The 12,087-nt window shown below is 72.4% G+C and carries 12 protein-coding genes; 7 read left to right on the top strand and 5 right to left on the bottom strand.

Annotated elements, in window-relative coordinates; all coding sequences use genetic code 11:
* Positions 1 to 30: 30 nt before the first annotated feature.
* Positions 31 to 1,191, bottom strand: a complete 1,161-nt coding sequence (locus O7605_RS26415) for a low temperature requirement protein A (protein WP_269741678.1) — start codon at positions 1,189 to 1,191, stop codon at positions 31 to 33.
* Positions 1,192 to 1,407: 216 nt separating this feature from the next.
* Between O7605_RS26415 and O7605_RS26420 the strand changes: the two genes are divergently transcribed.
* From O7605_RS26420 to O7605_RS26435, 4 genes are all read left to right on the top strand, one after another.
* On the top strand, positions 1,408 to 2,493 hold the full coding sequence (locus O7605_RS26420) for an S-(hydroxymethyl)mycothiol dehydrogenase (RefSeq protein WP_269741679.1): 1,086 nt from the start codon (positions 1,408 to 1,410) through the stop codon (positions 2,491 to 2,493).
* Entirely contained in the window at positions 2,493 to 3,122 is a 630-nt protein-coding gene (locus O7605_RS26425) for an MBL fold metallo-hydrolase (protein ID WP_269741680.1), read from the top strand. The genes O7605_RS26420 and O7605_RS26425 overlap by 1 nt, the downstream gene beginning before the upstream one ends.
* Positions 3,123 to 3,214: 92 nt before the next feature.
* Positions 3,215 to 4,318 carry a DUF3626 domain-containing protein gene (locus tag O7605_RS26430; RefSeq protein WP_269741681.1) on the top strand — a complete coding sequence of 368 codons (1,104 nt, stop codon included), beginning with the start codon at positions 3,215 to 3,217 and terminating at the stop codon, positions 4,316 to 4,318.
* A gap of 208 nt (positions 4,319 to 4,526) precedes the next feature.
* Complete coding sequence (locus O7605_RS26435; protein WP_269741682.1) at positions 4,527 to 5,225, top strand: hypothetical protein; 699 nt, start codon at positions 4,527 to 4,529, stop codon at positions 5,223 to 5,225.
* A 9-nt stretch (positions 5,226 to 5,234) separates the two neighbouring features.
* Here O7605_RS26435 and O7605_RS26440 read toward each other — a convergent pair whose 3' ends face one another.
* Together O7605_RS26440 and O7605_RS26445 are read right to left on the bottom strand one after the other, a co-directional pair.
* The gene (locus O7605_RS26440; protein ID WP_269741683.1) at positions 5,235 to 6,710 is read right to left on the bottom strand and encodes an MFS transporter; all 1,476 of its coding nucleotides are present in this window, start codon (positions 6,708 to 6,710) and stop codon (positions 5,235 to 5,237) included.
* 46 nt (positions 6,711 to 6,756) lie between these two features.
* Entirely contained in the window at positions 6,757 to 6,993 is a 237-nt protein-coding gene (locus O7605_RS26445; RefSeq protein ID WP_164446813.1) for a hypothetical protein, read from the bottom strand.
* A gap of 105 nt (positions 6,994 to 7,098) precedes the next feature.
* On the opposite strand from O7605_RS26445, the gene O7605_RS26450 reads away from it, so the two are divergent.
* Positions 7,099 to 8,259: a geranylgeranyl reductase family protein gene (locus O7605_RS26450; protein ID WP_269741684.1), complete on the top strand. Its 1,161-nt coding sequence runs from the start codon at positions 7,099 to 7,101 to the stop codon at positions 8,257 to 8,259.
* A gap of 182 nt (positions 8,260 to 8,441) precedes the next feature.
* The gene (locus tag O7605_RS26455; RefSeq protein WP_269741685.1) at positions 8,442 to 9,344 is read left to right on the top strand and encodes an SDR family oxidoreductase; all 903 of its coding nucleotides are present in this window, start codon (positions 8,442 to 8,444) and stop codon (positions 9,342 to 9,344) included.
* A 54-nt stretch (positions 9,345 to 9,398) separates the two neighbouring features.
* Here the strand turns inward: O7605_RS26455 and O7605_RS26460 are convergent, their stop codons facing one another.
* Positions 9,399 to 10,070 carry a nucleotidyl transferase AbiEii/AbiGii toxin family protein gene (locus tag O7605_RS26460; RefSeq protein ID WP_269741686.1) on the bottom strand — a complete coding sequence of 224 codons (672 nt, stop codon included), beginning with the start codon at positions 10,068 to 10,070 and terminating at the stop codon, positions 9,399 to 9,401.
* Positions 10,067 to 10,408 (bottom strand): hypothetical protein, encoded by a 342-nt coding sequence (locus O7605_RS26465; protein WP_269741687.1) that lies wholly within the window; start codon positions 10,406 to 10,408, stop codon positions 10,067 to 10,069. The genes O7605_RS26460 and O7605_RS26465 overlap by 4 nt, the downstream gene beginning before the upstream one ends.
* 803 nt (positions 10,409 to 11,211) lie before the next feature.
* Here O7605_RS26465 and O7605_RS26470 point away from each other — a divergent pair.
* Entirely contained in the window at positions 11,212 to 11,799 is a 588-nt protein-coding gene (locus tag O7605_RS26470; RefSeq protein WP_269741688.1) for a hypothetical protein, read from the top strand.
* The last annotated feature ends 288 nt before the right edge of the window (positions 11,800 to 12,087 follow it).

Here is a 12,087-nt window from a genome sequence, read left to right on the forward strand (position 1 = left end):
CCACGTCGTCAGCCACCCTCATGGCAGGAGTCAGCGGGACGCGGCCGGCCCGGTCGCCGGCCACCTGAGGGCCGCCGCCAGCCCGACCAGCACCACCGCCACCAGATACACCGGCACCGGGGTCAGCGGGGTCAGCAGGACGGCCACCGCGGCGAGCGGCACCGCCGCGGGCCGCGCCCGCTGCCGGACCGAGAGCATGCGCAAACCCCACAGCACCAGCAGTACGACCGCCACCGGCACCGCCACCGCATAGCCCGCGACAAGCGGGTCGACCTCGGCGGGGTGCTGCTGGCGCTCGACCGCGACGCCCAGTCCCGCGCCGACCGCACCGAGTCCGGCGAACACGGCGTAGTGCCCGTACCCCCAGGTCAGGGCACCGTTCAGCGACGCCGGCACGCGCACCGGACGGTCGAAGTAGAGCCACCACAGCGCGAAGACGATCGCGGTCCCCGCGCCGGCCAGCGGCCACAGCCACTCGTCCCCACTGCTGATGCCGGTCTGCACCGCCACCGTGATCGCCAGCACCACCTCGCCGAGCACGATGAGGGCGAACAGCCCGTACCGCTCGGCGATGTGTCGCGGATGCCACGAGGTCATCGCGCGCCGCTCGGCGAGCACCGGCACCAGCAGGTCGGCCAGGGCCAGCACCAGGAACGAGACGGCGCCCAGGCCGGGCGGCACCAGCAGCCGGAGCAGCCAGCCGAGCTGTACTCCGGTCACACCGGCGGCGAACCGCAGGGCGGTGCGTCGATGCGCCGGGTCACCGGCGGCGGCGCGCAGCCAGTTGCCCACGGTGGCCAACCGCATGACCACGTACCCGAGGGTCGCCAACGCGTAGTCGGCGCCCTCGAACGCCTGCGGCACTCCGGCGGCCAGGATCAGTGCCCCGGCGACCTGCACGAGGGTGCTGAGCCGGTACAGATCGTCGTCGGTGTCGTACGCGGAGGCGAACCAGGTGACGTTCATCCAGGCCCACCAGATCCCGAAGAACACCATCAGGTAGCTGACGACGGCGTGCCCGATCCGACCGGCCACCAACGCGTCGTGCAGGCCGCCCGCGGCCTGGGTGACAGCGACCACGAAGGACAGGTCGAAGAAGAGTTCCAGTGGGGTCGCCGCCCGGTGCGGCTCGTCCCGGCGGCGGGGCCGCATCGGTCGACGCCACGGCCGGGGAGCGTCACTGGTGTCCACCGACCCTCCTCGCGGCGTGTTCAGCCACACCATAGGCGCGGCGGCGGCCGTGTCGGGCAGGTTCGCCGGGGCCGCCACGACCCCGCACCCCCCCCCACCGCCGCGCCGTCGGTGCGACGGTGCCGAAACGCCGTCGCGGCGGTAGGTTCGCCTGCGGAGGCGAATGCGGCACGCCGCGCGACGACGGGCCGCGCGGGCGCGGAGCAGGAGGACAGCGTGAGCCAGCAGGTACGGGGAGTCATCTCCCGCAGCAAGGGCGCGCCCGTCGAGGTCACCGAGATCGTGGTGCCCGACCCCGGGCCGGGGGAGGCGGTGGTCCGGGTGCAGTCGTGCGGCGTCTGCCACACCGACCTGCACTACCGCGAGGGCGGCATCAACGACGACTACCCGTTCCTGCTCGGCCACGAGGCCGCCGGCATCGTCGAGCAGGTCGGCGCGGGTGTGGACGACGTCGCACCCGGTGACTTCGTGGTGCTCAACTGGCGGGCCGTCTGCGGGGTGTGCCGGGCCTGCCGGCGCGGCCGTCCGTGGTACTGCTTCGCCACCCACAACGCCGCCCGGAAGATGACGCTGACCGACGGCACCGAACTCGCTCCGGCACTGGGCATCGGCGCCTTCGCCGAGAAGACCCTGGTCCACGCCGGCCAGTGCACAAAGGTGGACCCGGCGGCCCGGCCGGCCGCCGTCGGACTGCTCGGCTGCGGGGTGATGGCGGGCCTGGGCGCGGCGATGAACACCGGCGGGGTGACCCGCGGCGACTCGGTGGCGGTGATCGGCTGCGGTGGCGTCGGCGACGCGGCGGTGGCCGGCGCGGCCCTGGCCGGCGCGACCACGATCATCGCGGTCGACACCGACTCCCGCAAACTCGACTGGGCCCGCCGGTTCGGTGCCACCCACACCGTCAACGCCTCCGAGGCCGACCCGGTTGCGGAGATCCAGGCCGCCACCGGCGGCTTCGGCGCCGACGTGGTGATCGACGCGGTCGGCCGGCCGGAGACCTGGAAACAGGCCTTCTACGCCCGCGACCTGGCCGGCACCGTCGTGCTGGTCGGCGTGCCCACGCCCGAGATGCGCGTCGAGTTGCCGCTGCTCGACGTCTTCGGCCGCGGTGGCGCCCTCAAGTCCAGCTGGTACGGCGACTGCCTGCCCAGCCGGGACTTCCCGATGCTCACCGAGCTGTACCTGCAGGGCCGCCTCGACCTGGACGCCTTCGTCACCGAGGAGATCGGCCTGGACGGGGTGGAGGAGGCGTTCGCCCGGATGCACCGGGGCGACGTGCTCCGCTCGGTGGTGGTCTTCTGATGACCGCCCGCATCGACCACGCGGTCACCTCCGGCACCTTCTCCCTCGACGGTCAGACCTTCGACGTGGACAACAACGTGTGGGTGGTCGGCGACGACACCGAGTGCGTCGTGATCGACGCCCCGCACGACGTCGACGCCATCGTCGAGGTGGTGGCCGGGCGGCGGGTCACCGCGATCGTCGCCACGCACGCCCACGACGACCACGTCCGGGTGGCGCCGCGGCTGTCCCGGGTCACCGGCGCCCCGGTGCTGCTGCACCCCGCCGACCGGGTGCTGTGGGACCTGGTGCATCCCGACGACCCACCGGGCGGCACCCTCGACGACGGCCAGATCATCGAGGTGGGTGGCACCGCGCTGACCGTGTTGCACACCCCCGGGCACAGTCCCGGCGCGTGCTGCCTGCACGCCCCCGAGCTGAACGTCGTCTTCACCGGCGACACCCTGTTCGCCGGCGGGCCGGGCGCCACCGGTCGCTCCTACAGCGACTTCGGCACCATCGTCGACTCGATCCGCGACCGGCTGCTCACCCTCGCGCCGGACACCATCGTGCACACCGGGCACGGCGACAGCACCACCATCGGGGCCGAGGCTCCGCGGCTACCGCAGTGGCTGGCCCGGGGGCATTGAGCTCGGTCCCTCCGGGCCGTCCGGACCGCTGTCGCCCGGCGGCGGCGGAAACGGGGCTGCGCGCCGGGGCCGGTTGGGACGAGACTGCCGGCATGTCCGGTGATCCGACGCTGACCGCCGCCCAACGGGCGGCGCTGCGCCACGTACGCGCGGTGGCGCTGCGAGACCGCCCCGCCGCGCTGGCCGTCATCGGACGGGCGCTGGCCGGCACCGGCGTACGCCACGAACCGGAGCGGCTGGTCGCGGCGATCGGCCGGCAGGGGAGGGTCACCCTCAACTTCCACCCGGACCGGCTGCTGGCCGACGGCCGCACGGTCGCCGAGGCGCTCGCCACCGAGGGGGTCTACCGCAGCCAGTTCGAGACGCGGATCTCCAACGGCGGCCTCACCGCGTATCCCGGCGGTGACCGTGACCGCTGGGAGGAGCGCCTGTTCGGCGGCGCCTACCAGCGACCGGGTGTCGACCCGGCGGAGCGGCCGAAGTACGGCGGCCTGAACCTGCTCGACCATCCCGACGGCGCCTGCCCCCGGTTCGGCTCCTGCCACCTGCGGCTGCGCCCCGAGGTGCTGGCCCGCACCACCTTCTGCTTCGGCGACAGCCACCTCGGACCGCGCGACGTCGGCACCGTCGACGTGGTCGAGCCGGTGCTGGCCGCCCTGATCGCCGCCACCGTTGACACCGGCGTGTGCCTGGGTCGGGCAGGTATGGATCTGGTGACCCTCACCGGTGAGCTGCTGCGCCGTCGGGAGGCGTTGGCCGCGATGCCCCGGGCCGCCGGTCGCGCCCTCGACGACTACGTCGAGGCGCAGGTGCACGGCGCGGTCCGGTTGGATCGGGACGTGCTGGACCTGGTCGTCGACCCCTCGTTCCGGCGCACCGACACCGAGGCTGTGCTGATCGCCGCCGCCGACCGGTACGGCTTTCCGATCCGTTGGCACGCCGGCTTCGCGCTGCCGGTGGACCGGGTGGATGCCGAGTTCCGCGGGCCGGCGATCCCACCGCTGGCGGCCCGGGTGCACGCCGAGTTCGCCGGCGCGGGCGAGCCACTGCACGCCGCACTGATCGGGCGGGCCGCCGCGTCGGTGGTGACCGACCCGGGGCGCTGGGCCGATCGTGGCCCCGCCACCGACACCCTGCAGCATCTCAAGCAGCTCTGGCACGTCCTGGTGCGCTTCGGAGCCCCGTACGAGGTGTGAGGCGGGCCGTCCGTTTCGTGCCCGGCCGGGCGGGCCCCCGTCGTGACCTGGGTCGCAGCCCACCACGATCACAGCATTTCCGGAATGGCGGACATGCCAGTCGAGTTGTGTCCCCCATAGTGCCGGTCGGCAAACCTCGCCGGCCCGGTCCGTCCCCGAGAGCGGCTCAACCCCGAGCGGCTCGTACCCGATCGAAAGGGCAACCATCGTGAAGCTGGACTTCACTCGATGGCTCCCGGCCATCGCGACGATCCCGAACCGGAAGACCGCGCTCAGCGTGGTGGGCGCCACCGCCCTCGCCGGACTCGCCTTCGGCCCCACCGCCGTCGCCGCATCGATCACCGCCGGCCCGCACTCCGGCGCGGTCGCGGCGATCGACCGGGCCACCGGTCGCACCAGCACCGGTGTGCCGGTGGAATCCGGGCTGACCACCGCCGGCAGCACCGACCAGCCGGCAGCCGGGAAGCCGACCCGCGACGAGCTGATCCCGCACGGTGTGCAGGGCGCTCAGTCGCGCATCCCGCTCGACGACGCGCAGCGGGACAACGCCAAGACCATCATCGAGATGGCCAAGCGCACCGGTGTCGGTGAGCGTGGTGCCGTGATCGGCATCGCCACCGCCCTGCAGGAGTCGAAGCTCTACAACCTCGGACACCTCGGCGCGTGGAACGACCACGACTCCCAGGGCCTGTTCCAGCAGCGTCCGTCCACCGGCTGGGGCAGCGTGGACCAGATCCGGGATCCCGAGTACTCCTCGACCGTCTTCTTCGAGGCGCTGAAGAACGTCGGCGGCTGGCGCGATCTGCCACTGACCGCCGCCGCGCAGACGGTGCAGGTGTCGGCGTACCCGTTCCACTACGCGCAGTGGGAGGAGCAGGCGGCGGACATCGTCTCCCAGCTCTGGTGACCTCGCCAATCACCGACCAACCGGCCGGCCCCGCTCGCGGGGCCGGCCACGGTGGTTGCCGACGATGTCGACGGTGGCCGCCACCAGGGCCAGCGCGATGATCGCGGCAGAGGTGAGCAGCGACCGTTCGAACGCCCTCGACCAGGCGTCCGCGCCGTCGGCGAGTGCGGAGAAGAAGACCGCGCCGACCACCGCGATCCCGGCGGCCGAACCGATCCGCTGCCCGGTCTGCAACATCCCGGCACCACTGCCGGCCTGTGGCACCGGCACCTCCGTCAGGGTGAGCGTCTGGTTGGGCGCGATCACCAGGCCACTGCCGATGCCGGCGACCAGCAGCGGCAGTGCGGTCACCCAGGGCACCGGCGCTTTTGGTGCCAGCTCGATGGCCAGCGCGGCGAGACCGAGACCGGTCACCACGCCGACCAGCCCGACGGCGACCAGCGGGCGGCCGTACCGGTTGACCAGCCGCCCGCCGACGGCGGACGCGACGGCCGAGCCGAGCGCGAACGGGGTGATCGCCGCACCGGCGACCAGGGCGCTGTAGCCCCGCCCGTTCTGCAGGTACAGGGTGAAGATGAAGAAGATCGCGGTGAATCCGCCGAAGTAGAGCAGCGCGATCGTCGAGCCGAGGGTGTAGGACCGGTGCCTGAACAGGCGGACGTCGAACAGCGGCGGGCCGTGCCGAGCGTAGCGGCGCTCCCAGGCGACGAAGCCGGTGAGGACGGCCAGCCCGACGGGTAGCAGCAACCACTTCGTCGCGCCGGGCCACTGTTCGCGCTGCACCAGCGGCAGCAGCACGAGGGTCACGCCGACGCCGAGCAGCAGCACGCCGACCGGGTCGAACCGGCGTTGCGCACCGCGTGGGGTGACCCGGCCGGGCAGCAACCGCCAGCCGAGCACCACCGCGACGATGCCCACCGGCACGTTGACGAAGAAGACCCACCGCCAGCCGTGTTCCGGGCCGCCGGCGGCGATCAGCAGGCCACCGAGCAACGGACCGATCGCGGTGGAGATTCCGATGGTGGCACCGAGCCAGCCGAAGGGTCGGCCCCGCTCGGAGGCGGCGAACAACTGCTGGATCAGGCCGGTCACCTGCGGGTTCACCACGCCGGCGGCGGCACCCTGGAGGAGCCGGGCGGCGACCAGCCAGCCGGGCGACTGGGCCAGCCCGGCCAGCGCGCTGGTCAGCGTGAACAGGGCGATGCCGAAGACGAACGCGTTGCGTCGCCCCCGGACGTCACCGAAGCGTCCCGCCGGTACCAGGACCAGGCCGAAGCTCAGCGCGTATCCGGACAGCACCCATTGCAGGTCGCTCGGATCGGCCCGTAGGGCACGTTCCAGGGATGGTAGGGCGACGTTGACGATGCTGATGTCGAGCAGCGTCATGAACGCCGCGACCAGTCCCACCCCGAGCGCCTGCCAGCGACGCCGCTCGTACGAGGCCGCCTCGGATCCCGTCGGACCGCCGGACGTCGCGGGGTTCAACCGGCGGTCCGACGCCGTGGCGCCGGCGGACGCGTGCGGGTACCGGTCATGCCAACTGCTGCGCGCAGAATCGAGGGCCGAAGTCCAGCCCGGCCATCGGCGAGTCCTCCCGGTGCAGCAGGTTCTTCTCGGTCAGCAGGTGCAGCGGGGTCTGCAACTGCTCCTCGGTCAGGCCGCACTCCTGGGCGATCATGTCGGGGTACGGTACCTGGCCGCGCGCCTCCAGGGCCGCCACCGCGTCGTACACCCGCGCCTCGTCCTCCGACAGCCGCACCTCTTGCATGGTGTCCTCCTCGCGCCTGGTCCGCCTGCGGCAGGCGGTCTGCGGCCGGCGGTTACCCGGTGCGGCGGGGAAGATGCCCGCGCCCGGCTGATCTACCCTGCACCGGTGAGCGTCTGGGAACTCGTGGTGATCGGTGGTGGCCCCGCCGGGCTCTCCGCCGCGTACGCCGCCGCCCGTCGCGGGGTGCGCACGCTTGTCGTCGAGCGCGCCGCGCATCCGCGCTACAAAACCTGCGGCGGCGGTCTGATCGGCACCTCGCTGGCCGCGGTGGCCGGACGGATCGAGGTGCCCGCCCACGACACGGTGGACCGGGTCACCTTCACCCTCGACGGGCGAGCCGGGTTCACCCGCCGGCACGCTGCCGGACCGCTGGTGAGCATGGTGCGCCGGGAGGAGTTCGACGACCGGCTGCGGGCCGCCGCGGTGGCCGCCGGGGCCGAGGTCCGCGAGCGGGCGACGGTCCGGTCGGTGGAGCAGGACCCCGATGTCGTACGACTGCGACTTGCCGGCGGCGAGGTGCTGCTGGCCCGTACGGTCGTCGGTGCCGACGGCTCGTCCGGGGTGACCGCCCGTCACGTCGGGGTGCGCCACCGTCAGGTGGACCTGGGGCTGGAGCTGGAGCTGCCGGTACCGCCGCCCGAGCAGGCGCGCTGGCGGAACCGGGTGCTGCTCGACTGGGGACCGCTGCCCGGCTCGTACGCCTGGGTGTTCCCGAAGGGGGACCGGCTCACCGTCGGGGTCATCGCGGGTCGAGGAGAGGGGGAGCGGACCCGGCAGTACCTGCGGCGGTTCGTCGACCGCCTCGGGCTGGCCCACGTGTCGCCGGTGCACGACTCGGGTCATCTGACGCGCTGCCGGTCCGACGACTCGCCGCTGCGGCGGGGGCGGGTGCTGGTGGCCGGTGACGCGGCCGGCCTGCTGGAGCCCTGGACCCGGGAGGGGATCAGCTATGCGCTGCGCTCCGGCGAGCTGGCCGGGGCGGCGGTGGCCGGCGCCGATCTCGCCGGCTACGAACGGTCGGTGACCGAGCGTCTCGTCCCGGCCATGCGGGCCGGGCAGCGGCTGCTCGACGTCTTCGCCCAACGCCCGGCGCTCTGCCACCGGGCGCTCGCCACCCCGCCGGGCTGGCGCGCGTTCACCCGGTTCTGCCTGGGCCGCGCCGACTTCGACGAGGTGGTCGGCCGGATGTCGGTGCGGGCCGCACTGGCGCTGGCGGATCGCCTGCCCGGTCCGAGGCGCCGCCGCGTCGCCCGGGTGTCGGACTGACCCTGGCTGGCTGGTCCAGCGCCCGACGGCAGCCATCCAGGATCCTAGGATGCTGTACGCGTAGTGACGCACGCTGCCCAAGCCCGCGAGTCTCGTCCGGCTCGCTGGTCGGTTTCCGCCGACTTCGCCCGGGTAGGTGCTTGCGGGTCGGCAACCCCACGATCCCGGGCGAGGAGACCTCCGTGAGCGAGACGCAGTACACCCAGCAGGACCCGACCGACCAGTACGGCCAGCAGTCGGGGCAGCCGAACCAGCAGCAGAGCCCACCGGGTCGTACCGACGAGATGAACCCGAAGCCGGACCACGGAGAGGACTCCTACCGGGGCACCGGCAAGCTCGACGGCAAGAAGGCGGTGATCACCGGCGGTGACTCTGGTATCGGTCGGGCGATCGCCATCGCGTACGCCCGGGAGGGCGCCGACGTGCTGATCTCCTACCTCGGTGCGGAGGAGGACGCGGACGCCCGGGAGACGGTACGTCTCATCGAGGCGGCCGGCCGCAAGGGCGTCGCGATCCGGGGTGACATCGCCGACGAGGGCAACTGCGCGGCGTTGATCGAGCGGGCGGTGACCGACCTGGGTGGCATCGACATCCTGGTGAACAACGCGGCCTACCAGATGGCGCAGGACAAGGGCATCGCCGGGATCAGCACCGAGCAGTTCGACCGGGTGTTCAAGACCAACCTGTACGCGATGTTCTGGCTGTGCAAGGCGGCGTTGCCGCATCTGGGCGAGGGCTCCACGATCATCAACACGTCCTCGATCCAGGCCTTCGACCCGTCGCCGCAGTTGCTCGACTACGCCACCACCAAGGCGGGGATCGCGAACTTCACCAAGGCCCTCGCCGCCGACCTGGTCGATCGGGGCATCCGGGTCAACGCGGTGGCGCCCGGTCCGATCTGGACCCCGCTGATCCCGGCGACCATGCCGGAGGGGAAGGTCGAGCAGTTCGGCACCGACACCCCGGTCGGTCGGCCCGGTCAACCCGCGGAGCTGGCACCCGCGTACGTCTTCTTCGCCTCGCAGGAGTCGAGCTTCATCACCGGTGAGATCCTCGGCGTCACCGGCGGCCGCTTCACCAAGTGACATCACCGTCGACCCGGTGCTCCCGCCGACCCGGTGCCGGTCGGCGGGGCCCGGTCAGCGGGGCCAGGCCGCCAGCTGTCGCCGGACCTGGGCGATGTCGGCCGGGCCGAGGCCGTAGCGGGTGAACCGGGTGTCCGGGATCCGGTCGAGATACCGGCCGGCCGCCCGTACGTCGTCGTCATCGAGGGCGGGGTCGAGCTGCCGGGCGAGTTCCAGCAACTCCGCCACCGACCGGTGCGCCAGGGCGGATGCCACGTCGATGTAGTCGCGTACCTCGCGGCGGTTGACCAGGGCGGCGGTCTTGTTGGCGATGAGGTCCCGGACGTCCATGACCGGCCCGAGGTCCATCACCACCGGGCTGCGGTGCCGGTCGAGACGGGCCAGGCTGAGGCGGATGCGCCGGCCGTCCCGGGCGACGACGAAGTCCCGCAGGTCCCGGTCGAAGCCGTCGAAGAGGTCACCGAGGTCGCTGGCCGGGTCGGCGTCGGACACCTGGAACCCGGCGTACTCCAGCGCGGCCCGGACGTCGGCGGCCGCCGCGGCGGCGGCCCCCTCCACGTCGGCGAAGAGGTCGACGTCCTCGGTGGGGCGGGTGACCAGTCCGTACGCGGCCCAGGCCACCCCGCCGCCGAGCACGAAACGGTGCGGCCCGGCGACGGTCAGCGCGACCCGGGCCACCTCCCGGTAGAACTCGTGGGGGTGCGCGTCGGGGGAAGCCCCGGTCACGCCGACCGGAGACCCGGGTGTCGGCTCTCCCACGCCAGCCGTACGCCCCGGGGCAGATTGAGCAGTCGCCACACCCGGCGCAGCGTCCGTCCGTCGACCAGCCGACGCAGGTCCTCGGCGTTCGTGGTCTCGCGCAGCACGTTCTCGTACAGCCAGAGCAACTGGTCGGGGTCGGCGAGGTCGAACGCCCGGTCGGCGCACCACATCAGTCGCACCGGCAGTTCCACCACCCCTCGGGTGGGCCCGCGCAGCTCGGCGAGGGTCCGGGCCACCACGGCGGGCCGGCCGGGTCGGGCCAGGTGCGCCACGCCGGTCGTGGTGGGGGAGACCGCCTGCATGGTGTCAGGGTAACCCCAGATCGGTTCGATCCGAACTGATGACCTGGTTTGTGGTGGGGTGCGGTTGGGGTGGGTTGCGGTTGGGGGTGTGGCCCGCCGTGCCCGGCTCCGGGCGGTCAGGCTTGATCCCTGCGCCGGGCACGGCGGGCCACACCCCCGTCGTCCGTGAGCTGCCCGCCCCACCCCGGACTTCCCCGTTGATCATGAGGTTGGCGGCGTTTTTGATCTCTAGAACTGCCGCTACCTCATGGTCAACGCTGTCGGTGCTGTCGGTGCTGTCGGTGCTGTGGGGTGTGGGGCGTTGCGGGGGTTGGGCGTGGTGCCCGGCTCCGGGGGTGGTCGGGCTTGGCCGCTGCGCCGGGCGGTCAGCTTTGGTCCGTGCGCCGGGCGCGGCGGGCTCGCATCGTTCCTTGTCGTGCGGGCGGGGTCAGCCATGGGTGTGGATCTTGGTGCGATTGTGCCCTTGGGTGGGCGTTGTCGGACCAAGATTGCGGGGTGTCGGGGGGTTTGGGGTGGGTGTCGGGTTCCGGGGGTCCGCTCGGGGTGGAATGGGTGCGGGGTCGGGGACGTTGGACATCCCTGAACGGCCGAGGAAGACACCGCCCGCCCAGGCGGGTGCTGGCCCCCGGGAATGATGGCGGGTCGGCGGTCGTTGGACATGGTCCCGGCGATGCGAAGCGGCGGATACGCCCCGCGTGCTGGATGACTTTCCCCCTTTCTTTGAGCGCCTTTCTGGTGCTTGCGTGCGCCTGACCGATCCCCCTTGGTGTGGGTGTGCGTCGACCCCCGAATGGAGCTTTGTGATGAACACGATGCTGCGTAAGAGCGTGTTGGGTATCGCGGGTCTGGCCTTCACCGGTGGTCTGTTCGCCGGTCCGGTGGCCGCCCACGCCGACATCACCCCGGTCACCACCGCCCCGGTCGCGGCGGTGCAGGCCGACAAGCCCGACACCAGCAAGCTGCTGCCGCACGGCACCCCGTCCAACCAGTCGCACGTCGACCTGAACGACGAGCAGATCAGCAATGTGAAGGCGATCATCGCGGCGACGAAGAAGGCCGGCATGGACGAGCGTGCCGCGGTGGTGTCGATCGCGACCGCGTTGCAGGAGTCGAAGCTGGAGAACCTGGGTCACCTGGGTGACCGCAACGACCACGACTCGCAGGGCCTGTTCCAGCAGCGCCCCTCCTCCGGGTGGGGCACGGTGGAGCAGATCACCGACCCCGAGTACTCCACCCTGGCCTTCCTGAAGGGTTTGAAGCAGGTCGACGGCTGGCAGGACATGCCGCTGACCCAGGCCGCGCAGACCGTGCAGGTCTCGGCCTACCCCGACCACTACGCCCAGTGGGAACAGCAGGCCGCCGACCTCGTCGCCCAGCACTGGACCAGCTGACCACCACGAACATTCCTCCACAGGGGGAGCAACACCCCGCCGGCCGACACCCGAACCCGGGTGCCGGCCGGCGGGGTCCGCGGAGACCATCGGCTCCCTACTGTGGCGGCGGTCACGGCAGGGGTAGGAAGAAGCGGAGCGGGTAACCTGTTGACTCGGGTGTCGGTGTGTCAAGTGTCCCCGGGCCTCACCTAAATTGCCGTCGCGGAATACCGTTCGGCTGGAGCCGCGTCGCGCCACTCGCCGAGAGGCGACCTGCACACCGGCACCCTCGTCGCCCCCGGCCCG

The sequence above is a fragment of the Verrucosispora sp. WMMA2121 genome, from assembly GCF_027460185.1.
Taxonomy (GTDB): Bacteria; Actinomycetota; Actinomycetes; order Mycobacteriales; family Micromonosporaceae; genus Micromonospora; species Micromonospora palythoicola.